Raw genomic sequence first — 22,364 nt, forward strand, 5'->3', positions numbered from 1 at the left:
GGCCTTGCCACGGCTTTCTCCCTGTCGGATGAAAGCAGAGCGTCCTCCGCCACAATGTCGCCGCGGCGGCGCTTATGTGTTATCGGCACGGTCTCTCGGACCCATACGGTATCCAACATGCTTCGTCGCCTGATTGCCCTTTCTCTTCTTCTGACCGCCTTCGCGGCGCCTGCGCTCGCGCAGGACGCGGCCGACGCCATCGTGCGTCTCAACCGCCTCGAGGGCCAGTTTCGACAGATGTCGGGGCAGGTCGAGCAGCTTCAATACGAAAATCGCCAGCTCAAGGAGCAGGTGCGGAAATTCCAGGAGGACGTGGAGTTCCGGTTCCAGGAATCCCGCGGCGGCGGCAAGGCTGCCCCGTCCACGACCACTCCGTCCCGTCCTGCGCCGGCAGCCACCCCAGCCCAGCCCGGACGCCGCAGCGATCTATTCGATCCGTCCGTCGCGCCGGACGCGCCCGGCGCTCCCCGTCCCCTGGGATCGACCCAGGCCTCTCAGCCGCTTTCCGTCCAGCCTGAAGCCGGTCGTACCGTCGCGGGCAGCGATCCCACGGGCATCGGCGGGCTGATCGAGGAAGACGAGGCCGAACTCGGTGCGCCGCTCGATCTCAATCCGGCAGGCCGCAATGCGGCGTCGGTTGCGTCCGCTCCTCGCCCATCCTCCGTGCCCCGGCCAGGTTCCAGTGTGGCGGCGACCAGCGCCGGCGATCCGCGTGCCGAGTACGAGATAGCCTATTCCTACCTGACGCAGCGCCAGTACGAGCAGGCGGAAATGGGCTTCCGGCGATTTCTGCAATCCAATCCGCGCGATCGTCTCGTGCCCGAGGCCTCCTATTGGCTGGGCGAGACCTATCTTCAGCGCAGCCGCTTCCGCGAGGCGGCCGAGCAGTTTCTGACCATTTCCACCGATCATCCGAGCGCCGCCAAGGCGCCCGACGCGCTTCTCAAGCTCGGCGTCGCCCTCAACGGTCTGGGCGCGCGCGACCGGGCCTGCGCGGTGTTTGCCGAACTCGACCGGAAGTATCCGCAGGCAGCCCCCGGCATCCGACAGGGGTCCGAGCGTGAGCAGAAGCGCGCGCGCTGCGCGTGACGAGACGGCGGGTCTGATGGCCTGCCCCCCTGCAGACAGCGTGATCGATGCCTCTGTTGCCGGACTCGACCGGCTTTTTTCCCCCTTGAAGACCGCGTCCGGTATCGTTGCGGCTGTCTCGGGCGGCCCCGATTCCGTTGCCCTGATGCATCTGCTGGCCCGCTGGAATCAGCGTTTCCCCCCTGTCCCGATCCTCGTGGCGACCGTCGACCATGGCCTGCGCTCGGAATCCGCCCGCGAGGCCGCCTGGGTCGGGCTGCAGGCAGAGGCACTGGGTCTTCCCCATGTCCAACTCGCCTGGGAGGGCGCAAAGCCGAGCACTGGCCTTCAAGACAAGGCCCGCGCTGCCCGTTACGCCCTTCTCGTGGACTGCGCCCGGGCCCGGGGCGCCTCGCATCTCGTGACGGCCCACACGCTCGACGATCAGGCCGAAACCCTTCTCATGCGCATGGCAGCGGGGTCGGGGCTGACCGGACTTGCAGGCATGCGGCCTGAGCGCGATCGCGACGGCATCCGCCATGCGCGGCCTTTGCTGGGCTGCGAGAAGCGGGCTCTGGTGGCGCTCTGCCAGGAACAGGGCTGGGCCTTCGTGACCGATCCGTCAAATGCAGACGAGCGCTTCGCCCGGGTCCGATGGCGCAGGGTCGCGCCGGTTCTGGCCGAGGAAGGCCTGACTGCCCGGCGCCTTGCATCGCTGGCGTTTCGTCTCGCGCGGGCAGAAGACGCTCTCGATGCCAAGGCGGCCGAGGCTTATGGCCGCGCCGGGCCTGACCATGGTCCTCAGGGCCTGTCCCTCGACGGGTCGGTCCTTGTGGCGGAGCCTTTCGACATCGCCGTCCGGGTGCTGGCCAAGGCGCTGGCGGCAGTGGGCATGGACCTGCATACGGGGCGTCTCCAGCGGCTGGAAACCTGCACGACCCATCTGCGCACCGCCAGACACGCCGAACAGGCCCTGAAAACCAGTCTTTGGGGCGCGGTCCTGGTTCTCAACCGGGACGGGAGATTGACCGTCCTGCCCGAAGAAACGCGGCGGCGCGGGCGTTAGCCATCTCTCTTAGCCGTGTCTCGGAAGATCACGCCGCATGCACGCCTCATTCCCTTGGCAAGGGATGCCGTCGTGCCTACATTGAGTTTCAATACGCTGAGCCGTGCCGGGACCGTTATCCCGAGCGCATTATCTCCCTCTGGGGCAGAACCTGATCAAAATGAATTCAAATTTTCGCAACTTCGCCTTGTGGGTTGTCATCTTCCTGCTGGTGTTGGCGCTTGTGACCCTGTTCCAGAGTCCCGGCCAACGCGGCGGCGGCAGCGATATTGCGTATAGCCAGCTCCTGAGCGAGGCCGATGCCGGGCGCATCACCAATGTGGTGATCGCCGGTCCGGAGATCAGCGGCACCTATTCGGATGGGCGCACCTTCACGTCCTATGCTCCCAGCGACCCGTCGCTCGTGAGCAAGCTGCAGCAGAAGGGCGTGCAGATCACGGCGCGTCCGCAATCGGACAGCACCCCGTGGTTCATTGCCTTTCTCATGAACATCCTGCCGATCGCGCTGTTTATCGGCGCCTGGGTCTTCATGTCCCGTCAGATGCAGAACGGTGCTGGCCGCGCCATGGGCTTTGGAAAGTCCAAGGCGAAGCTTTTGACCGAGGCGCATGGTCGCGTCACGTTTGACGACGTCGCCGGCGTGGACGAGGCCAAGGAAGATCTCCAGGAAATCGTGGAGTTCCTGCGCGACCCGCAGAAGTTCCAGCGCCTCGGCGGACGCATTCCGCGCGGTGTGTTGCTCGTCGGTCCTCCCGGAACGGGCAAGACCTTGACGGCGCGCGCCGTTGCGGGCGAGGCGAATGTGCCGTTCTTCACCATCGCGGGTTCTGACTTCGTCGAGATGTTCGTCGGCGTCGGCGCGAGCCGCGTGCGTGACATGTTCGACCAGGCCAAGAAAAACGCGCCCTGCATCATCTTCATCGACGAAATCGACGCGGTCGGCCGCCATCGCGGCGCCGGTCTCGGCGGCGGCAACGATGAGCGCGAGCAGACCCTCAACCAGCTGCTCGTCGAAATGGACGGCTTCGAGGCCAATGAGGGCGTGATCATTATCGCTGCCACCAACCGCCCTGACGTCCTCGACCCCGCGCTCATGCGTCCGGGCCGGTTCGACCGTCAGATCGTGGTCCCCAATCCGGATGTGGTCGGTCGCGAGAAGATCCTGCGCGTCCACGTCCGCAAGGTGCCGCTGGCACCGGACGTCGACCTCAAGGTCATCGCCCGCGGAACGCCCGGCTTCTCGGGCGCCGACCTGATGAACCTCGTGAACGAGGGCGCGCTGCTCGCCGCCCGCCGCGGCAAGCGGATCGTCACCATGAGCGAGTTCGAAGACGCCAAGGACAAGGTCATGATGGGTGCGGAGCGCCGGACCCTCGTCATGACCGACGATGAGAAGCGCCTGACCGCCTACCACGAGGCCGGCCACGCGATCGTGGCGCTGAATGTCCCGGCGACGGATCCGGTTCACAAGGCGACGATCATTCCTCGCGGCCGGGCCCTCGGCATGGTCATGCAGCTGCCCGAGCGGGACAAGCTGTCCATGAGCTACGAGCAGATGACCTCGCGTCTGGCCATCATGATGGGCGGCCGCATCGCCGAGGAGATGATCTTCGGCAAGGACAAGGTCACGTCCGGCGCGCAGTCGGATATCGAGCAGGCCACCCGGCTTGCCCGCATGATGGTGACGCGCTGGGGCTTTTCGCCCGAACTCGGCACGGTCGCCTATGGAGAGAACCAGGAAGAGGTCTTCCTCGGGATGTCCATGGGACGCCAGCAGAACATCTCGGAATCGACGGCCCAGAAGATCGATTCGGAAGTGCGTCGCCTCGTGGAAGACGGCCTGATCGATGCCCGCCGGATTCTCACCGAGAAGCAGAAGGATCTCGAGGCGCTGGCCAGGGGCCTGCTCGAATACGAGACCCTGAGCGGAGACGAGATCAAGAACCTGATCGACGGCCAGCCGCCGATCCGGGATACCGGCGACAGCGTCTCGTCGCCCCGCGGATCGGCCGTCCCGACCGCCGGCCGCGGCAAGCCCCGGGAAACCGGCGGCGGCATGGAACCGCAGCCGCAGGCCTAATCGGCACGTATCCTTTTGCCTTCATCATCAAAACGCCCGCCCAAAAGGCGGGCGTTTTCCTGTGCCGGGCCGGCGCGGCACCCCCCAATGGAAGACCTCGTAATCTCCATGGAAGTGGCTGAAGCCCCGGTGTAACAATCGATTATGACTTGTGATGGCCAAATGCCATCAAACCGGCTCCTCGATCCGTTCACACCTTGACCCGGTTCTTTGAGGTTGCTTTGACAAGCCAATGGCGCCGGCTGGCGCAACGAAATGGGGAGCACGCCACGTGCGGAGATACTTCGGGACGGATGGAATCCGCGGTCGGGCCAACGGCGTCATCACGCCGGACCTGGCCCTGCGAGTCGGCCAGGCGGCTGGCCTCATGTTCCAGCGCGGCGATTACCGGCATCGGGTCATCATCGGCAAGGACACGCGGCTCTCGGGCTACATGATCGAGAACGCCCTGGTGGCGGGGTTCACGTCGGTAGGGATGGATGTGCTCCTGCTCGGCCCCATGCCGACGCCCGCGGTCGCGATGCTGACCCGTTCGATGCGCTGCGATCTGGGCGTGATGATCTCCGCCTCGCACAACGCCTATGAGGATAACGGCATCAAGCTGTTCGGTCCCGATGGTTTCAAGCTCAACGACGAGGTTGAGATGGAAATAGAGGCGCTGATGGATTCCGACATGGCCCAAAGGCTGTCCGGCTCCGCGTCGCTTGGCCGGGCCAAGCGGATCGAAAGCGCCGATGCGCGCTACATCGAATTCGCCAAGCGCACCCTGCCGCGCCAGCTCGATCTGGAAGGCATGCGGGTCGTGGTCGATTGCGCCAACGGCGCCGGCTACAAGGTCGCGCCGGCAGCCCTTTGGGAGCTCGGTGCCGAAGTGGTCTCTGTGGGCGTCGAGCCGAACGGCTTCAACATCAATCACGAGGTCGGCTCCACCGCGCCCGATACGCTGATCGCGAGAGTCCGGGAGCTGCGCGCCGACATCGGTATCGCGCTGGACGGCGATGCCGACCGCGTGCTGATCGTCGACGAGAAGGGCCAGAAGGTCGATGGCGACCAGCTCATGGGCGTCGTTGCGCGCTCGTGGCAGGAGGATGGCCGCCTGACGCAGCCGGGGATCGTGGCGACAGTGATGTCGAATCTCGGCCTTGAGCGCTTCCTCGGCGGCCTCGGCCTCGATCTCATCCGCACCGCCGTCGGCGATCGCTATGTGCTGGAACACATGCGCACCCACGGGTTCAACCTGGGCGGCGAACAATCGGGCCACATCATCATGTCCGATTACACGACCACGGGCGACGGGCTGATTGCGGCCCTCCAGTTGCTCGCCGTGGTCAAGCGGCTCGACAAGCCGGTCTCCGAGGTCTGCCACTGCTTCGAGCCGCTGCCGCAGATCCTCAAGAACGTCCGCTACAAGGCCGGCAAGCCGCTTCTCGACGGGGGCGTCATCAAGGCGATCGAGGCCGGTCGGGAGCGGCTGGGGCTCAACGGGCGTCTGGTGATCCGCCCGTCCGGAACCGAGCCGGTGATCCGCGTGATGGCGGAGGGCGATAACGGCGACGTCGTCAACAGTGTGGTGGATGACGTGGTGGACGCGGTCACCCGTGCCGCAAGCCAGATCTCATCGGAGGCGTCGCTGAAGGGCGCGGCCTGAGGCAGGCGCGCTTAACGGTCTGCAAACCATGCCGGATCGGCCGTGGAATTTACAGTTAAGAGGCACTTAACCCGGCGCCTCTACGGTGGTGGTGACGGCGCTCGGGCATCCCCGCGGCGCTGATTCGCCAGCCACCGGGAGCTGTCCGCCTTGCGCCTGCCGATCCTCGCCCTTGCGGCCCTTACGCTTGGCCTTGCCGTCTCCCCGGCAGCGGCCGCCGACCTGCCGCCGGCGCCGATCCTCGACGATGAGGACGAGGCGCTGGGGTCGGGCTGGTACCTGCGCGGCGATGTGGGCGCGGTCTCGGCCATTGCCTCGCGCCGGTCGCGCGATCCCGGTGATGGTCTGTTTTCGTCTTTGGTGAACGGCAAACTCGGCGACAGCGCGATGCTGGGCGTCGGCGTCGGCTATCAGGTCTCGCCCTGGTTTCGCACCGATGTGACGGTGGATCACCGTTTTGAAGCCGCCTTCAAGGGGACGCGCCTGTCCGCGCTCGGGACCGTCGCTCATGACCGGTACGAAGCGGATTCCACGACCCTTCTGCTCAATGGCTATATCGATCTGCCGCTTTGGAGCGGCATCACCCCCTATCTGGGGGCGGGTATCGGGATCAGCCGCATCTCGTTCTCCACGAGCGAGCGCTTCATCGGCGGGCGCGGCTCACAGGCCGACACGGTTCTGGCCTGGGCCCTGATGGGCGGTGTCGCCTTCGACATCACGACCCAGCTCAAGATCGATCTCGGCTACCGTTACACGCGCGCCACCACGACCGAGTTTGCAGCGACCATGCCGGTCCAGCCGCGCCAGTCCGGCGCGCACGAGTTCCGCATCGGTGCGCGCTACCTCTTTGATTGAAGCGGGCGCGCCTTATTCCGCTGGGTGCACCTTGGGCGGTGCCTCACCATGTGGGCGCAGGCCCGTCTGGTTGCGCAGGTTGTCGAGCAACTCGCTGACATAGGTGGCAGGCTTGGTGAACCCGCCGAGCAGCAGGTAGATCGACGGAACCACCAGCACCGTCAGCAGGGTGGAGAGCGTCACGCCACCCACGATGACCGTGCCGATGGCGTTTCGCGCTTCCGCGCCGGCACCCGTCGACCAGGCGAGCGGGATCGCGCCGCCGATCATGGCGATCGACGTCATCAGGATCGGCCGCAGGCGCATCACCGAGGCCTCGATGACCGCATCGCGCACGGAATATCCGCGCTCTCGCAGCTGATTGGAAAACTCGACGATGAGGATGCCGTTTTTCGTCATCAGGCCGATGAGCAGGATCATGCCGATCTGGCTGTAGATGTTGAGCGTCTGTCCGGTCAGCGCCAGCGCCGCAAGGCCGCCTGTGACGGCGAGCGGCACGGTCAGCATGATGATGAACGGGTTGATCCAGCTTTCGAACTGGGCCGCCAGAACGAGGAAGACGACGAGGAGCGCCATGCCGAACGTCGCGTAGATCGCGTTCGAGGATTCGCGGAAATCCTTCGACACGCCGGTGTAGCCGATGCGGGCTTCGGCCGGCAGGTTGAGCTCCACAATCTGTTCCAGCGCCGCCAGTCCTTCGCCGATGGACACGCCCGGCCGCAACGACGACTGGATGGTGATCGAGCGGAGACGGTCAAACCGGTTCAAGGTCTGTGGTGCTGCCGATTCCGTCAGCTTCACGAAGGCCGACAGGGGAACCAGATCGCCGGCGCCGGACCGGATGAAGGTGTTGGTGAGATCGTTCGGCGAGGCGCGGTCTTCCGGTCGGCCGCGAATGATCACCGGATATTCCTCGCCACGGCTGACGAAGGTGGAAATCTCCGTTTCGCCGAACATCAATTCGAGCGTGCGGCCGATTTCCTCGATGCTCACATTGAGATCGGCGGCGCGCTGACGATCGATCTGCACGCGGATGTCGGGCTGGGATTCCTTGTAGTTCGAATCCATGTTGAGGAAGAGGCCGGTCTCCTGCGCCTTCTGCATCACCAGATCGCGCCAGTCGCGCAACGTGTTGTAGTCGGGGCCGCCGAGCACGAACTGGATCGGCTGCGAATTGCCGCGTTGGCCGAGCGAGCCGGGATTGACCGGGAAGGCGCGCGCGCCGGGGAAGTTCGAGACCCTGCCGTAGAGCTCCTGCGTGAGCGTCTGCTGCTTCATGGTGCGCTGGTCCCAGGGCACGAGGCGCACGATGATCATGCCGGCATTGACGGGAGAAGGCCGGGCGAAGCCGGGCGCGACCTGGCTCGTGACCGACGCGATGATGCCGCGCTCCTGGTAGGGAACCAGCTCGCGCTCGACCTCCTTCACGCGCTCGCGGGTATAGTCGAGGCTGGCGCCTTCGGGGGCGTCGATGCGGATGATGATCGCGCCACGGTCTTCCGTGGGCGAGAATTCTTTCGGAATGATCTGGAACAGACCGAAGGCCGAGAGCGACACCATGAAACCGATGGCGAGGATGACGAGCGGCGCCTTCAGAACCGTCGAGAGAATACGGCGGTAGACATTGTTCATGCCGGTGAAGAACGGCTCCGTCATGAGCTGGATGCGGCCATGGGCCGGGACCATGAGCTTGGAGCACATCATCGGTGTGAGCGTGCGGGCGACGACGCCGGAGAAGAAGATGGCGGCCGCGAGCGTGATGGCGAACTCGCGAAACAGCTTGCCGGTATTGCCCGTCATGAAGGCGAGCGGCACGAACACCGCCATCAGGGTCGCGGTCGTCGCGATGACCGCAAAGCCGATCTCGCGCGCGCCATCGAAGGAGGCGAGCAACGGCGGTTCGCCGTCCTCGATGCGCCGGTGAACGTTTTCGATTTCCACGATCGCGTCGTCGACCACGATGCCGATCGCCAGCACGATGGCGAGCAGCGTGAGCACGTTGATGGAGGCGCCGAAATAGCTCATCACCATGAAGGCGGCGGTGATCGAGACCGGAATCGCCACCATGGCGACGATCGTCGAGCGCCAGTCGCGCAGGAAGATCAGGATCACGAGAATGACCAGGATCAGCCCTTCCACCAAGGTCCGCAGCACGCCGTTGATCGATGCGCTGATAAACTGGCTCTCATCGTAGGACACATCCGCGCGGGTTCCCGCGGGGAGAGATCCCTTGAGATTTTCAAGCTCGGCCCTGACGCCGTCAGCCACCGACAGGGTGTTGGCGGTCGATTGCCGGACAATGCCAAGGCCAATGGCGGTGCGGCCCGAATCGTAGAACTCGAAGCGCGTATCCTCCGCGCCGACTTCCACCTTCGCCACTTCGCCGAGGCGGACCAGATAGCCGTTCTTGTTGGAGACGATCACCTGCTGGAAGTCGCTCGGGGTCGCCAGACGCGAATCCGTCTTGACGGTGAATTCGCGCTGCTCGGATTCGATGCGGCCACCGGGAAGCTCGACATTCTGGCGCTTGATAGCGCTCTCGAGATCCTGAACGGTCAGCCCGCGCGCCGCGAGCGCCGAGCGATCGACCCAGATGCGCATGGCGTAGCGGCGCTCGCCGCCGAGATACACGTTTGCAACGCCATCGACCGTGGAGAGCCTGTCCACATAGACGCGCTTGAGAAAGTCGCTGAGCTCGAGCGCGTCATAGGTCGTCGAGGTGACTGTCACCCACATGATGGCGGAGGCGTTGTCGTCGACCTTGCGGATCACCGGCTGGTCGACGCCGGCCGGCAGGCGGCCGACCACGCGAAAGACCGCATCACGGACATCCGAGGTGGCCGCTTCCGGATTGCGCGCCACATCGAACTCGATGGAGACCGACGAGCGGTCGTTCTGGCTCTGCGAGCTGATCTGGCTGATGCCCTCGATGCCTGCCACAGCGCTCTCGATCACCTCGGTGACGCGGCTCTCGATGACTTCGTTCGAGGCGCCCCGATAGATGGTCGAGACCGAGACGACGGGCTTGTCGACGCTCGGATATTCGCGCACCGGGAGATTGATCAGCGCCGCCAGCCCGCCCACGATCAGCAACAGGCTGACGACGACGGCGAAAACCGGACGGCGGATGAAGATGTCGGAAACCTGCATGGCTCGATTCGATCCGGTTCAAGGCGACGCGCAAAGACAAGGCGAATAGGCGTTAGCTCCCGTCCCAGACGGGACGTTACTTGCGTTCGGCCGCAACCGCGCTGCCGATGGCCTGCGGCACGTTGAGCGAGCTGCGCGACGGCTGTTCCCGGTTGGCGGCCGGAAGCGGCTGCACCGGCGGCGCGGAACCGACCGGCCGGGTGATCACCTCCGCGCCGGCGCGCACGCGCTGCACGCCGAGCACGACAATGGACTCGCCGGGCTTCAGGCCTTCGAGCACCTCGACCTTGCCGGCCTGGCGCTGGCCGATGCGGATGACCCGGCGCCCGACCTTGTTGTCCTTGACCGGGTAGACGAGCTGCCGAAGCCCCTCGCTGACGATGGCTTCCTCCGGGATCAGGACGGCATCTTCCTTCGTCGTCACCTCGAGGCCGACAGACAGGAACATCCCGGGCTTGAGGGCCTCGTCGCTGTTGGTGAACTCGGCCGTGAGCTTCATGGTGCGCGTCGTCTGGTCGACGCGGGTGTCGAGGGTCGACACCACGCCCTTGAAGACCCGGCCCTGATAGGCTGCCGAAGTGGCGTTGACGGTCTGGCCCGCTTTCAGGCTGCCGAGCAGGTTTTCCGGCACCGAGAAGTCGAGGCGCACTTTGGACAGATCGTCGAGCGAGGTGATGCGGGTGCCGGGCGAGATGTAGGCGCCGAGCGACACCGATCGGGTACCCACCCGGCCGGCGAAGGGCGCGCGGATCGTGAGTTCCTCCAGCCGCGCCTCAGCGGCCTTGCGCTGGGCCTGGGCCGAAGCGAGCGAACTGTCGAGGGATTTTACCTGCGCGGTCAGGTCATCGACCTGGGCGCCCGTGCCCGCGCCGGTCTTGTTCAGCGCCATGGCCCGGTCAAGCTTGATGGCGACTTCGTTCTTCAACGCCATGGCGCGGTTGGCTTCCGCGATCGCCTGTTCGATGGCGGCGCGGCGCTCGTCGGCGTCCAGCTGCACGAGAACGTCGCCGGCTTTGACCAGCTGACCTTCGTCAAACCGGATTTCGTTGATGATGCCTGCTATTTTGGCAGTCACCGTGATGGATTCGAAGGCACGGACGGTGCCCACGGACTCGCGGATCTCGACCACCCGACCTGTTTTGACGGTGTCGACCTCAACGGTTGCAGGACCCGTGGGACCCCCACGGCCGCCGCGTCCGGCGGTCGCCGCCTGCGGTGCGGATTTTGCCAGATAGGTGCCCACGACTGGCACATTGGCCAGGTACCCGCCCTGGTAGGCGTACCAGCCGCCAAAGCCTGCTGCCCCCAGCGCGACAATGACAGCGAGCTGTCCGGACACACGCATGCTCGCTCCTTGAAGTCGAAATCTCGTAAGGGTCCTAGCACAAGATGTGCCAGGGAGCGCGACCATACCGCAGTGCACACGAGATTTTGTATTACGATTTCGTAATCTGACGGCGCGGCCTGCCCTCGGAGGGATTCACCTTGACGCCCGGGGTCCCATTCGGCATACCGGTCGGCGGGAAACCCCTCCCCACCGAGGGGCAACCATCTGGAAGGATGGATGCAATGATTGATCTGCCCGCAGCGCGTCCGCGCTCGCCTTACTTTTCCTCCGGCCCCTGCGCCAAGCGCCCCGGATGGTCCCTCGACACTCTCAAGACCGACAGTCTCGGCCGCTCGCATCGCGCGAAGATCGGCAAGGCGAGGCTTAAGCGCGCCATCGACCTGACGCGTGAAGTTCTGGCCGTGCCGGCCGATTATCGTATCGGCATCGTGCCCGCATCCGATACCGGCGCTGTCGAGATGGCCATGTGGTCGATGCTCGGTGCCCGTCCGGTTGAAATGCTCGCCTGGGAAAGCTTCGGCGAAGGCTGGGTCACGGATGTGGCAAAGCAGCTCAAGCTCGACGATGCGCGTATCACGACAGCCGATTACGGCCTCCTGCCCGATCTTGCGAAGGTCGACACCAAGACCCGCGACGTGGTCTTCACCTGGAACGGGACGACATCCGGCGTTCGCGTCGAGAATGCCGACTGGATCGCCGCCGACCGCGAAGGCCTGACGATCTGCGACGCGACCTCTGCGGCTTTCGCGCAACGCCTCGATTTCGAAAAGCTCGATGTGGTGACCTTCTCGTGGCAGAAAGTGCTGGGCGGCGAGGCAGCGCACGGCATGCTCATTCTCTCGCCGCGCGCGGTGGAACGGCTTGAGACCTACAAGCCGTCCTGGCCGCTGCCGAAGATCTTCCGCATGACCAAGGGCGGCAAGCTCATCGAGGGTATCTTCGAGGGCGAAACCATCAACACCCCCTCCATGCTGTGCGTCGAGGATTACATCGATGCGCTGGAATGGGCGCAAGGGATTGGCGGCCTGAACGGCCTGACCGCCAAGGCGGACGCCAACGCCAAGGTCATCCACGACTGGGTCGCCCGTACCCCGTGGATCGCCAATCTGGCGAAAGTGCCCGCAACGGCGTCCAACACCAGCGTGTGCCTGGTGATCGCCGATCCGGAAGTGGTCGCAAAGGGACCCGATGCGGTCGCCCAGGTTGCAAAGGGCATTACGGCAGCGCTCGACAAGGAAGGTGTTGCCTTCGACATCGGCGCCTATCGCGATGCGCCGTCCGGCCTGCGCATCTGGTGCGGCGCGACCGTCGAGGCGTTCGATCTTGCGGCTCTGACGCCCTGGCTCGATTGGGCGTTCGCGCAGGAAAAGGCGAAGCTCGCGAAAGCCGCCTAGCCGATCTGATCGACGCCCGTCAGGGCGACCGGGTGGATGCACAGTGTCGCCCCGGCTGCCCAGACGTTTTGATCGTTCTTTCAAACCATGCGCCGCTCACAGGACGCCGGATCGTCGATCCGGCAGTCCTGCCATTGATGAGCAGAGCGCCTCAAGGCACAGGATCAAGTCCATGACCAAACCACGCGTTCTCATTTCCGACGCCCTCTCGCCCGCCGCCGTGCAGATCTTCAAGGATCGCGGCATCGACGTCGATTTCCAGCCCGACCTCGGCAAGGACAAGGACAAGCTGGCGGCCGTTATCGGCGAGTATGACGGCCTGGCGATCCGCTCCGCCACCAAGGTGACGGCCAAGATCCTCGAGCAGGCCAAGCGGCTGAAGGTGATCGGCCGCGCCGGCATAGGCGTCGACAATGTGGAGATCCCCGCCGCTACCGCGAAGGGCGTGATCGTCATGAACACGCCGTTCGGCAATTCCATCACCACGGCCGAGCATGCCATCGCGCTGATGTTCGCGCTCGCCCGCCAGATCCCGCAGGCCGATGCCTCCACGCAGGCCGGCAAGTGGGAGAAGAACCGCTTTATGGGCGTGGAGCTTACCGCCAAGACCTTGGGCGTCATCGGCTGCGGCAATATCGGCTCGATCGTCGCCGAACGCGGCATCGGCCTGCGCATGAAGGTCATCGCCTACGATCCGTTCCTGTCGCCGGAGCGGGCGATTGAGATCGGTGTCGAGAAGGTGGAACTCGACGACCTGCTGCGCCGCGCTGACGTGATCACCCTGCACGTGCCGATGACCGAGAAGACGAAGAACATTCTCTCGGCCGAGAACATCGCCAAGACCAAGAAGGGCGTGCGCATCATCAACTGCGCCCGCGGCGGATTGGTGGACGAGAAAGCGCTGCGCGAGGCACTCGATTCCGGCCATGTGGCGGGCGCGGCGTTCGACGTGTTCGTGGAGGAGCCCGCGACGAGCAATCCGCTCTTCGGCCATCCCAACGTGGTGTGCACCCCGCATCTGGGGGCAGCCACCACGGAAGCGCAGGAAAACGTGGCGCTGCAGGTCGCCGAGCAGATGTCCGATTACCTGCTGCAGGGCGCGATCCAAAACGCCGTGAACTTCCCGTCGATCTCCGCCGAAGAGGCGCCGCGCCTGAAGCCGTTCGTGGCGCTTGCTGAAAAGCTCGGCTCGTTCCTCGGCCAATTGACCGAAGCGCCGATCAAGGGCATCCGCATCGAATACGAGGGCGCGGTCGCCAACATGAACACGCGCGCGCTCACGTCGGCTGCCGTGACAGGCGTGCTGCGGCCGTTCCTGCAGGACATCAACATGGTGTCGGCCCCGATCGTGGCGCGCGAGCGCGGCATCACCATCGAGGAGGTCAAGCGCGAGAGCGCGGTGCGGGATTACGAAAGCTTCATCCGCATCATCGTCCAGGCCGACGACATGTCGCGGCATGCGGGCGGCACTGTGTTCCAGGACGGAAAGCCGCGTGTCATCGAAATCCGCGACATCGCCGTTGACGCGGAATTCGCCCCGCACATGATCTACGTGCGCAACGACGACAAGCCCGGCTTCATCGGGCGGTTCGGAACGCTCCTCGGCGAATCCGGCGTGAACGTCGCGACCTTTGCGCTCGGCCGCGACCATGCAGGCGGCGACGCCATCTGCTTCGTGTCGGTCGATCAGCCGGTCTCCGACGAATTGCTGCGCAAGATCGAGGAGATCCCGCAGGTCAAGCGTGCCCGCTCGGTGCGCTTCTAGGGCCGTCGCTCGCGCTGATGTCGGCCCGCCGTGACAAGGCGGGCCGATTTGGCGAGAATGGCGCGTTCTTGAACGATTGAGACGAGAGGCGTCATGGGGCTGAGACTTCTGGTGATCGAGGGAAACACCCGCGGCGCGCGCGACATCCACAAGGCGGCGTTCGGCCAGATGCCGTCGGAATCCTACGCCGCGGTTCTGAGCAGGATCGATCCCGACACCGTCTGCGATCTGGCATTTCCGGCGGATCCCGGCGCCAATTTGCCGGATAAAGCGGGGCTTGAATCCTATGATGGGATTGTCCTGACGGGCTCGCATCTGAGCATCTACGATCGCACGCCCGACATCCTGTCGCAGATCGATCTCATGCGCGCCGTCTATGCTTCGCGCACACCTGCCTTCGGCTCCTGCTGGGGATTGCAGATTGCAGCCGTTGCGGCCGCAGGCGACGTGCAGAAAAACCCGCTCGGCCGCGAGGTCGGCTTCGCCCGCCGCCTGGTGCCGACCGAGGCGGGCAGGGCGCATCCGATGCTTGCTGGCAGGCCCGACGCGTACGATGCGCCCGCCATCCATCTCGACATGGTGAGCGTCCCTCCGCCCGATTGCACAGTGCTCGCCTCCAACCGCGTGTCGGCCGTGCAGGCGGCCGAGATCCGCCATGCGGGCGGCACGTTCTGGGGCGTTCAGTATCATCCGGAATTCAGCCTCGGCGAACTGGCCGTCATCCTCGACCGTCGCAAGGCAATCCTGGTTGCGGAAGGGTTTTGCCGCACGGAAAGTGATGCGGCCGCGTTTGTGGCTGACCTTGCGACATTGCAGGAAGACCGGCAGCGCGCGGATCTCGCCTGGCGCCACGGAATCGACGCCGAGGTGCTCGATTCGTCCCGTCGCACACGGGAGATCGCCAATTTCATCCACCATCGGGTAAAGCCGGGAAAAAGCGCGCGGGGACGGGCTTGAGACCTCTCGCCACAGCGTTCGGTGAGCCTGCGGGTCATTCCGGCTTGACCTCACCCGCCTGATCCACCAAGAGAGTTTGCAAGGTTTTTCCACCCCAACCCTGGCCTTGCGCCGGGGTTTTTTTATGCGAGGCTTGAGGCGATGGCGAATGTGGTTGTCGTGGGCGCCCAGTGGGGCGACGAGGGCAAGGGCAAGATCGTCGACTGGCTGTCCGAGCAGGCGGATGTGGTCGTACGGTTCCAGGGCGGGCACAATGCCGGCCACACGCTGGTCATCGGCGACATGGTCTACAAGCTGTCGCTGCTGCCGTCGGGCGTCGTGCGTCCCAACAAGCTGTCGGTCATCGGCAACGGTGTGGTGCTCGATCCGCATGCGCTCGCGTCCGAAGTCGACCAACTCGCCTCGCAGGGTGTCGCCATCAGCCGCGACAATCTGCGCGTGGCCGAGAACGCGACCCTGATCCTGTCGATCCACCGGGAACTCGACGCCCTGCGCGAGAGCGGCAGTGCCGGCACGAAGATCGGCACCACCAAGCGGGGCATCGGTCCGGCCTACGAGGACAAGGCGGGCCGTCGCGCCATCCGGCTGATGGATCTGGCCGACCTGCCGTCGCTGCCCGAGAAAATCGAGCGCCTGCTGACCCACCACAACGCGCTGCGCCGCGGCTTCGGCCTGCCGGAATTCGATCCGCAGACGATCTACGACGAACTCTCTTCCGTCGCCCCGAAGGTGCTGCCGTATATGGACGCCGTGTGGCGGCTGCTCGATGGCGAGCGGCGGGCCGGCAAGCGCATCCTGTTCGAAGGCGCGCAGGGCGCGCTTCTCGACGTGGATCACGGCACCTATCCGTTCGTCACTTCCTCCAACACCGTCGCGGGCCAGGCGGCCACCGGCTCCGGCCTCGGCCCGGGCGCCGTCGGCTACGTGCTGGGCATTGCCAAAGCCTATACGACCCGCGTCGGCGAGGGACCGTTCCCGACCGAGCTGTTTGACGCTGTCGGCGAACTCCTCGGCCAGAAGGGCAAGGAGTTCGGTGTTGTCACCGGGCGCAAGCGCCGCTGTGGCTGGTTCGACGCCACGCTCGTGCGGCAGACGGTGAGCACCTCCGGTATCGACGGAATCGCGCTCACCAAGCTCGATATCCTGGATGGCTTCGAGACGATCAAGATCGGCGTCGGCTATATGCTCGACGGCGAGAAGATCGACTATTTCCCGGCGAGCCAGGGCGCTCAGGCCCGCGTCGAACCGATCTACGAGGAAATGGAAGGCTGGACCGGCTCGACCGCCGGCGCGCGGTCCTGGGCCGACCTTCCGGCGCAGGCCATCAAGTACGTTCGCCGGATCGAGGAACTGATCGGGGCCCCGGTTGCCGTCCTGTCGACCTCGCCACAGCGGGACGATACAATTCTCATGAAGAACCCCTTTGAGGGTTGACGGCAGCATCATCGCGGGCCATCCGAGGTCAAATGGCTGATTACTATCCCCTCATCGCCCGGGCCGTCGAAGGTCTGTCCGACACCTCACCCGAAACGCGCCGCGCAGTTTATGAGCGCGCGCGCACGGCCCTGCTGGGGCAGTTGCGGGCGATGGAACCACCCCTCTCCGAGCGCGATATCGAGATCGAGCGGGTTTCCCTCAACGAAGCAATCGAGCGCGTCGAGTCCGATTTTGCCGCGCCGCTTTCCGCGACCGCGAACCTTCCGGTCGCCTCACCCGCCGTCCCGCGCCCTGCGCCCGTTCCCTATGAGAGCGCCGTCGCGGCGGCATCCCGGCCGCCCGAGCCGGACGTCGTCGAGCGGCCCCGTGTGGAGAGCAGGCCTCATCCCGGCATGAACCAGGATCGGCGCGGGCGCACCGTTTTGCTCGGCGGCGTGCTGGCCCTCGTGATTGCCGCGATTGCGGGTCTGGCGTTCTGGCAACGCGACAAGCCTGAGAATCTCACCCCCGAGACCACTGTCGCGCAGACGCCGCAGGCTGCCCCCGATGCGGCCAAGACGACCGAACGGGTCGGCGGCCCGGCCGCGCCTGCGCCTTCCGCTCCGGCACCCCGACAGGAGGTCGGCGTGGCCCAGCGGGCGGTGTTCTATGAGGAGGATCCGGCGACCCCTTCGACGCCCAAGGCGCAGACCGGCCGGGTTGTCTGGCGTCTCGAGGATGTCAGTGCCGGACAGGGCCAGCCCCTCGATACCGCAGTCAGCGCCAGCGTGGATATTCCCGATGCGGGCCTGACCATGAAGATGCTGCTGCGCCGCAACCTCGATACGACGCTGCCGGCCTCTCACACGGTGGAACTGTCGTTCACCACGCGCGCCGGGGACAGCGGTCGCGTGATCCGGGACGCGGGATTGCTGCAGTTCAAGGATGAGGAAGCAGCGCGCGGAACGCCGGTGGCCGGCCTTCCAGTCCCTGTCCGCGAGAACCTGTTCCTGATTGGCCTGTCAAATCTCTCCGGTGATGTCGAACGCAACACCGAACTCCTCGTGCGCCGCAACTGGATCGATCTGCCCGTGCGCATGGCGTCCGGACAGCGCGCCATTCTCAGTTTCGAGAAGGGTGCGTCCGGCGAGCAGGTCCTGACCCGCGCCTTCGGCCAATGGCGGTGACGGCAAACGAAAGCCGCGCCTGACGCGCGGCTTTTTGTGAGGCTTTCAGACTGGCGCCGCAGCGCGATCGGGCTGTCAGTGAGCCTCCTGCTCGACCGGCTGCTCGATCTGAGCGAGGTTCTTCTTCACCGCTTCCTGAATCTTCTCGAAGGCGCGCACTTCGATCTGCCGAACGCGCTCCCGCGAGACGCCGAATTCGGTCGACAGATCCTCGAGCGTAATGGGGTCATCCGACAACCTCCTAGCCTCGAAGATGCGGCGCTCGCGCGGATTGAGGACCGACAAGGCATTGCGCAGGGCGGAGAGACGGTTCTGCCCTTCCTCCTCCTTCACGAGGAGCTGCTCCTGGCTTTCGCTGCCATCGACCAGCCAATCCTGCCACTCCCCTTCGCCCTCCTCGCGCAAGGGCGAGTTGAGCGAGGAATCGCCGCTCAGGCGGCGGTTCATGTCCACCACGTCCTGCTCGTTCACCCCCAATTGCTTGGCGATGGTCTTGACGTGGTCGGGGTGCAGATCACCCTCTTCGAGCGCCGAGATGCGGCCCTTCGCCTTGCGGAGATTGAAGAACAGCTTCTTCTGATTGGCGGTGGTGCCCATTTTCACAAGGGACCAGGAGCGCAGGATGTATTCCTGGATCGCTGCCTTGATCCACCACATGGCATAGGTGGCCAAGCGGAAGCCCTTGTCGGGCTCGAAGCGCTTGACGGCCTGCATCAGGCCGACATTCCCTTCAGACACGACTTCGCCGATCGGCAACCCATAGCCGCGATAGCCCATGGCGATCTTGGCCACGAGACGCAGATGGGAGGTGACCAGCTTGTGGGCAGCGTCGCGGTCGCCCTGCTCGCGCCAGCGTTTGGCGAGCATGAATTCTTGGCTCGGTTCGAGCATCGGGAACTTCCGGATCTCGTCGAGATACCGTGAAAGCCCCCCTTCGGTAGCAAGCACCGGAAGTGCTGCGGCCATCGTTACATCCTCCTGTGGCTCCCTCGTCCCATGAGGCAAGCCCGAAACGTCCTCCTGTCGCGGCAGGACGCGCCCTTTTCTTATACTCCGCGAGACCGTGTCCGAATAGAGGCGAGCCTCCAAAGGACAGAGAGAACGCGAGCCGAGGCCGCAGGTGCGGGCTCCTCGCGGTTTCGTGACACCTGCGATGAGGCCCTAGAGTCGCAAGCTTTCCAACAGCCTCGCCATGTCGTCCGGCAGCGGACTCTCAAACCGCAGGAACGCACCCGTCACAGGGTGTTCGAAGCCCAGGACGGTTGCGTGAAGCGCCTGGCGCCGCAGGGCCGTCAGGGCGCTCTGTTGCGTGTCAGACAGGCGGTTCGCTTTGGTCTTGAAGCCCGAGCCATAGAGTTGATCGCCTAGGAGCGGATGGCCGATATGCGCCATATGCACGCGGATCTGGTGCGTGCGGCCGGTCTCGAGCTCGCAGCGCACGAGGGCTGCCACCGGATCCACCGGCGGCAATGATTCGACGACGCTGTAATGCGTCAGCGCAAAGCGCCCGCTCTCGCCGGTGACGACGACAATCTTCTCGCGGTTGTGGGCTCCGCGCGCCAGGGCTGCATCGACAATGCCCTTGCCGCGTTCCGGAACGCCCCAGACGATGGCAAGATAGGCCCGCTCCAGGGGGCCGGTGCGGCCGTGATCGGCGAACTGATCCGCCAGCCCCTTGTGCGCACGGTCGTTCTTGGCCACCACGAGCAGACCGGAGGTGTCCTTGTCGAGCCGGTGGACGATACCCGGTCGCTTGACACCGCCAATGCCAGACAGGCTCTCGCCGCAATGGGCGATGAGCGCGTTGACGAGGGTGCCCGAGGCATGTCCCGCTGCGGGATGAACGACGAGCCCTGCGGGCTTGTCGATGACGATGAGATCGTCGTCCTCGTAGACGATCGTCAGGGCGATCGCCTCCGCCTGCGGCTCCGGAGCAACCGCCTCCGGTACGATCAGGTCGAGACGGGTGCCGGCCCCGACCTTGAGGTTGGGATCGTGCGCCACCACCCCGTCGACCGACACGCGGCCTTCCCGGATCAGAACCTGCAGGCGGGAGCGCGAAAGATCGGCCCAGACCCGCGCCGCAACCCGGTCCAGCCGCTCGAGTGGTTCCTCGGGCGCGATCGTCCAGTCCCTGTGCGTTTCGCCGCTCACCGTGTCCTCATTCCTGTCGGCCCCCACTGACCGCCGCCTGCGGTGGCCTTTTTTAAGCGCTAGGGCTTGTGGGGGTTCACAAGGCTGGTTATACGAGCGGCCTCAACCTTGCTAGCTCCCTTCGTCTAGCGGTCTAGGACGTCGCCCTCTCACGGCGAAAACAGGGGTTCGATTCCCCTAGGGAGCGCCAAAGGTTTTTGTATTCAAGCCCTTCTGTGGCGGTTAGCCAATTGAGTTAGCCAGCGGTTTTTTCAGGATTAGTGCGCGAGTTTAGATCGCCAGTACCAGTATCTCAGCTGGATAGAGCGCTGTACTCCGAAGGCAAAGGTCGCACGTTCGAATCGTGTCGGGTGCGCCCTTCTCCCCAGATCTTCCGGAACTAAGCTGGGCACCGAGGCGGGGTTGCGGCCTGGGTTCAACCGGCCCGCGGGCGGCAGGAGGTGGGCGTGTCAGGTCCGCCGTCGCCAGAAGTCGGTCATTGCCGTGATGATCTCGTCGAAGAACGCCCGGTCGAGCGCGTGGCCCATACGATCGATGACCACCAGTTCAGAGTTGGGAATCTGCTTGGCCGCCCAGTCCGCGTGCGGCATCGGAAAGACCGGATCCTGGGCGCCGTGGATCAGTTGAACCGGAAGCTTTAGGTTGCGAAGGTCCGCCGGCGTCAGCGCGGGTGTCGCCATCTGGGCCTTGCTGTGATTGCTATGGTTAGCAAGCCTTGCCTGAAGCCGATCCTCACGAAGCGTCGGTAGCGCTGCCATCGCTCGGCCCATCTGGAACCAGTCATCCTCGTTGAACGGCGAAAGCGCGCCCTTTGCCAGACGGAAATTCTCGACGAAGTTATGTGCCACTTCTTTGTCGGACGCCGATGCAACGGAATTCAGCGCGATGACGGCGTCCACATAGGAACGCGCCGGCCGGGGGAGTTCCCCTTCGCGCACGGGCGCGCCAGTAAAGGCGTCGTTCTTGGGCCTGAGGTCGGCCGACGACATCATCACAGTCAGCGCCGATGACCGTTCAGGTGCGCGCATCGCCATCCGGTAGGCGACCACTCCGCCCTGCGACAGTCCTACCAAATTCGCCCTTCGGATGCCCAGCGCATCAAGAAGCGCGACTGCGTCGTCAACGAGGTGGTCGAGCGTATAGGGCGAAGCTGCGAAGTCGACATAGCTCGAGAGCCCCGTATCGCGCTGATCGAACCTCACCACAAATCGATTGCGTTCCGACAAGCTGCGGCAAAACCCATCTGGCCATACGAGACCAGGGGCGCTGTTGCCCATAATCAGGAGGACGGCAGGGCATTCTGGTCGACCAAAGGTCTCGGCGCGCAGGCGCTGTCCATTCGCCTCTACCCAGTGTTGCCGGTATCCGGCGGTCTCTGACAGCGGGCGCATCTTGGGGTCCAAATTCTATCGTTGATAGATTGTCTATCATCGATAGAATGCTTTTGCAAAGAGTCTCTCGGAGAAGCATGCGGAAGCAATGAAAATCGAGCGGAACCTGATCGTCGCCGAAGCGCTGAAACTGCTTGATGAAGCCGGGCTCGACCAGTTGACCACGCGGCGGCTGGCCGAGCGCCTCGGCGTGCAGCAGCCTACGCTCTACTACCACTTCAAGACCAAGCAGCTGCTGGTGGACGCGATGAACGCGAAGATGCTGGAGGCGGAACATACCGATCGACTGCCCGCCGCGGACGACGATTGGCGCAGCTACCTGACGGCAAATGTCAGAAGCTTCCGTCGCGCCCTTCTTTCACACCGCGACGGGGCGCGTGTGCATGCTGGATCGCTAGCCGCGGAACCGGATATGCCGATGGCGGAAGTGCAATTAAAGTGCCTCGTCGATGCCGGGTTCCCGAGCTTACTCGCATTAAGGATTCTGGTGACGCTTTCGCGCTTCACTGTTGGTTCGGTGCTGGAACAGCAGGCGGAACAGGCCAATCCGCCAAGGGAGACGGGCACGGATGCGTCGTTCGCAGACTATCCCAATCTCAGCGCGGCTCACGCGCAATACTGGATCGGCAGCTACGATGACGATTTTGATGCTGGCTTGGCCCTCATCCTCAACGGTGCCGAGACTGAGCTTCGCACGCGATCGTAGAGCCGCGGTCGCTGGTCGGCAGGCGAGGTGATGGGCAGACTCAAGGGCCGAGCTCTTGCAGTCAAGGACCGCTCGTGCCGCCAGGCGGACGACCCTCACACCGGTTAGAAATCAATAGCTGGCGCCAAACTCCACCGTCGCGGTCTTGCCGCGTACGGCCGCGCGAGCCAGGCTCTCTC

Annotated in this window: 16 protein-coding genes and 1 tRNA gene; 12 read left to right on the top strand and 5 right to left on the bottom strand. The window is 64.7% G+C overall.

Annotation, left to right across the window (positions count from 1 at the left end; all coding sequences use genetic code 11):
• Positions 1 to 117 precede the first annotated feature (117 nt).
• The 5 genes from ybgF (at position 118) to J4G32_RS17525 (ending at position 6,717) form a co-directional block, all read left to right on the top strand.
• The gene (gene ybgF / locus J4G32_RS17505) at positions 118 to 1,089 is read left to right on the top strand and encodes a tol-pal system protein YbgF (protein WP_210496799.1); all 972 of its coding nucleotides are present in this window, start codon (positions 118 to 120) and stop codon (positions 1,087 to 1,089) included.
• Positions 1,061 to 2,134: a tRNA lysidine(34) synthetase TilS gene (gene tilS / locus J4G32_RS17510; RefSeq protein ID WP_343232674.1), complete on the top strand. Its 1,074-nt coding sequence runs from the start codon at positions 1,061 to 1,063 to the stop codon at positions 2,132 to 2,134. Before ybgF ends, tilS begins: the two co-directional genes overlap by 29 nt.
• 160 nt (positions 2,135 to 2,294) lie before the next feature.
• Positions 2,295 to 4,214, top strand: coding sequence for an ATP-dependent zinc metalloprotease FtsH (gene ftsH, locus J4G32_RS17515; RefSeq protein WP_210496800.1), 1,920 nt, complete (start codon positions 2,295 to 2,297; stop codon positions 4,212 to 4,214).
• Between the two features lie 271 nt (positions 4,215 to 4,485).
• Positions 4,486 to 5,862 (top strand): phosphoglucosamine mutase, encoded by a 1,377-nt coding sequence (gene glmM, locus J4G32_RS17520; RefSeq protein WP_210496801.1) that lies wholly within the window; start codon positions 4,486 to 4,488, stop codon positions 5,860 to 5,862.
• Between the two features lie 150 nt (positions 5,863 to 6,012).
• Positions 6,013 to 6,717, top strand: a complete 705-nt coding sequence (locus J4G32_RS17525) for an outer membrane protein (protein WP_210496802.1) — start codon at positions 6,013 to 6,015, stop codon at positions 6,715 to 6,717.
• A 12-nt stretch (positions 6,718 to 6,729) separates the two neighbouring features.
• On the opposite strand, the gene J4G32_RS17530 is transcribed toward J4G32_RS17525, so the two are convergent.
• Positions 6,730 to 9,867: an efflux RND transporter permease subunit gene (locus J4G32_RS17530; protein WP_210496803.1), complete on the bottom strand. Its 3,138-nt coding sequence runs from the start codon at positions 9,865 to 9,867 to the stop codon at positions 6,730 to 6,732.
• Between the two features lie 76 nt (positions 9,868 to 9,943).
• Positions 9,944 to 11,212 carry an efflux RND transporter periplasmic adaptor subunit gene (locus J4G32_RS17535; protein ID WP_210496804.1) on the bottom strand — a complete coding sequence of 423 codons (1,269 nt, stop codon included), beginning with the start codon at positions 11,210 to 11,212 and terminating at the stop codon, positions 9,944 to 9,946.
• Positions 11,213 to 11,436: 224 nt separating this feature from the next.
• Between J4G32_RS17535 and J4G32_RS17540 the strand changes: the two genes are divergently transcribed.
• The 5 genes from J4G32_RS17540 to J4G32_RS17560 all read left to right on the top strand — a co-directional run bounded on the left by J4G32_RS17540 (position 11,437) and on the right by J4G32_RS17560 (position 17,934).
• On the top strand, positions 11,437 to 12,609 hold the full coding sequence (locus J4G32_RS17540; protein ID WP_210496805.1) for a phosphoserine transaminase: 1,173 nt from the start codon (positions 11,437 to 11,439) through the stop codon (positions 12,607 to 12,609).
• A gap of 172 nt (positions 12,610 to 12,781) precedes the next feature.
• Positions 12,782 to 14,374, top strand: a complete 1,593-nt coding sequence (serA, locus tag J4G32_RS17545) for a phosphoglycerate dehydrogenase (RefSeq protein ID WP_210496806.1) — start codon at positions 12,782 to 12,784, stop codon at positions 14,372 to 14,374.
• Positions 14,375 to 14,467: 93 nt separating this feature from the next.
• Positions 14,468 to 15,331 (top strand): type 1 glutamine amidotransferase, encoded by an 864-nt coding sequence (locus J4G32_RS17550; RefSeq protein WP_210496807.1) that lies wholly within the window; start codon positions 14,468 to 14,470, stop codon positions 15,329 to 15,331.
• A gap of 141 nt (positions 15,332 to 15,472) precedes the next feature.
• Complete coding sequence (locus J4G32_RS17555) at positions 15,473 to 16,765, top strand: adenylosuccinate synthase (protein ID WP_210496808.1); 1,293 nt, start codon at positions 15,473 to 15,475, stop codon at positions 16,763 to 16,765.
• A 32-nt stretch (positions 16,766 to 16,797) separates the two neighbouring features.
• Complete coding sequence (locus tag J4G32_RS17560) at positions 16,798 to 17,934, top strand: histidine kinase (protein ID WP_210496809.1); 1,137 nt, start codon at positions 16,798 to 16,800, stop codon at positions 17,932 to 17,934.
• A 75-nt stretch (positions 17,935 to 18,009) separates the two neighbouring features.
• Here the strand turns inward: J4G32_RS17560 and rpoH are convergent, their stop codons facing one another.
• Together rpoH and J4G32_RS17570 are read right to left on the bottom strand one after the other, a co-directional pair.
• Complete coding sequence (gene rpoH / locus J4G32_RS17565) at positions 18,010 to 18,900, bottom strand: RNA polymerase sigma factor RpoH (RefSeq protein ID WP_210496810.1); 891 nt, start codon at positions 18,898 to 18,900, stop codon at positions 18,010 to 18,012.
• A gap of 195 nt (positions 18,901 to 19,095) precedes the next feature.
• Positions 19,096 to 20,088 (bottom strand): RluA family pseudouridine synthase, encoded by a 993-nt coding sequence (locus tag J4G32_RS17570; protein ID WP_210496811.1) that lies wholly within the window; start codon positions 20,086 to 20,088, stop codon positions 19,096 to 19,098.
• Between the two features lie 114 nt (positions 20,089 to 20,202).
• Between J4G32_RS17570 and J4G32_RS17575 the strand changes: the two genes are divergently transcribed.
• Positions 20,203 to 20,278 (top strand) — tRNA-Glu (locus J4G32_RS17575).
• Positions 20,279 to 20,537: 259 nt separating this feature from the next.
• Here the strand turns inward: J4G32_RS17575 and J4G32_RS17580 are convergent.
• A complete protein-coding gene (locus J4G32_RS17580) occupies positions 20,538 to 21,491 on the bottom strand; it encodes an alpha/beta fold hydrolase (RefSeq protein WP_210496812.1) in 954 nt (317 codons plus the stop codon).
• Positions 21,492 to 21,567: 76 nt separating this feature from the next.
• Here J4G32_RS17580 and J4G32_RS17585 point away from each other — a divergent pair, with 76 nt between their 5' ends.
• Positions 21,568 to 22,185 (top strand): TetR/AcrR family transcriptional regulator C-terminal domain-containing protein, encoded by a 618-nt coding sequence (locus J4G32_RS17585; protein ID WP_210496813.1) that lies wholly within the window; start codon positions 21,568 to 21,570, stop codon positions 22,183 to 22,185.
• Positions 22,186 to 22,364: the final 179 nt, after the last annotated feature.

Origin of the sequence: Microvirga antarctica, assembly GCF_017921815.1 — a bacterium.
GTDB lineage: Bacteria > Pseudomonadota > Alphaproteobacteria > Rhizobiales > Beijerinckiaceae > Microvirga > Microvirga antarctica.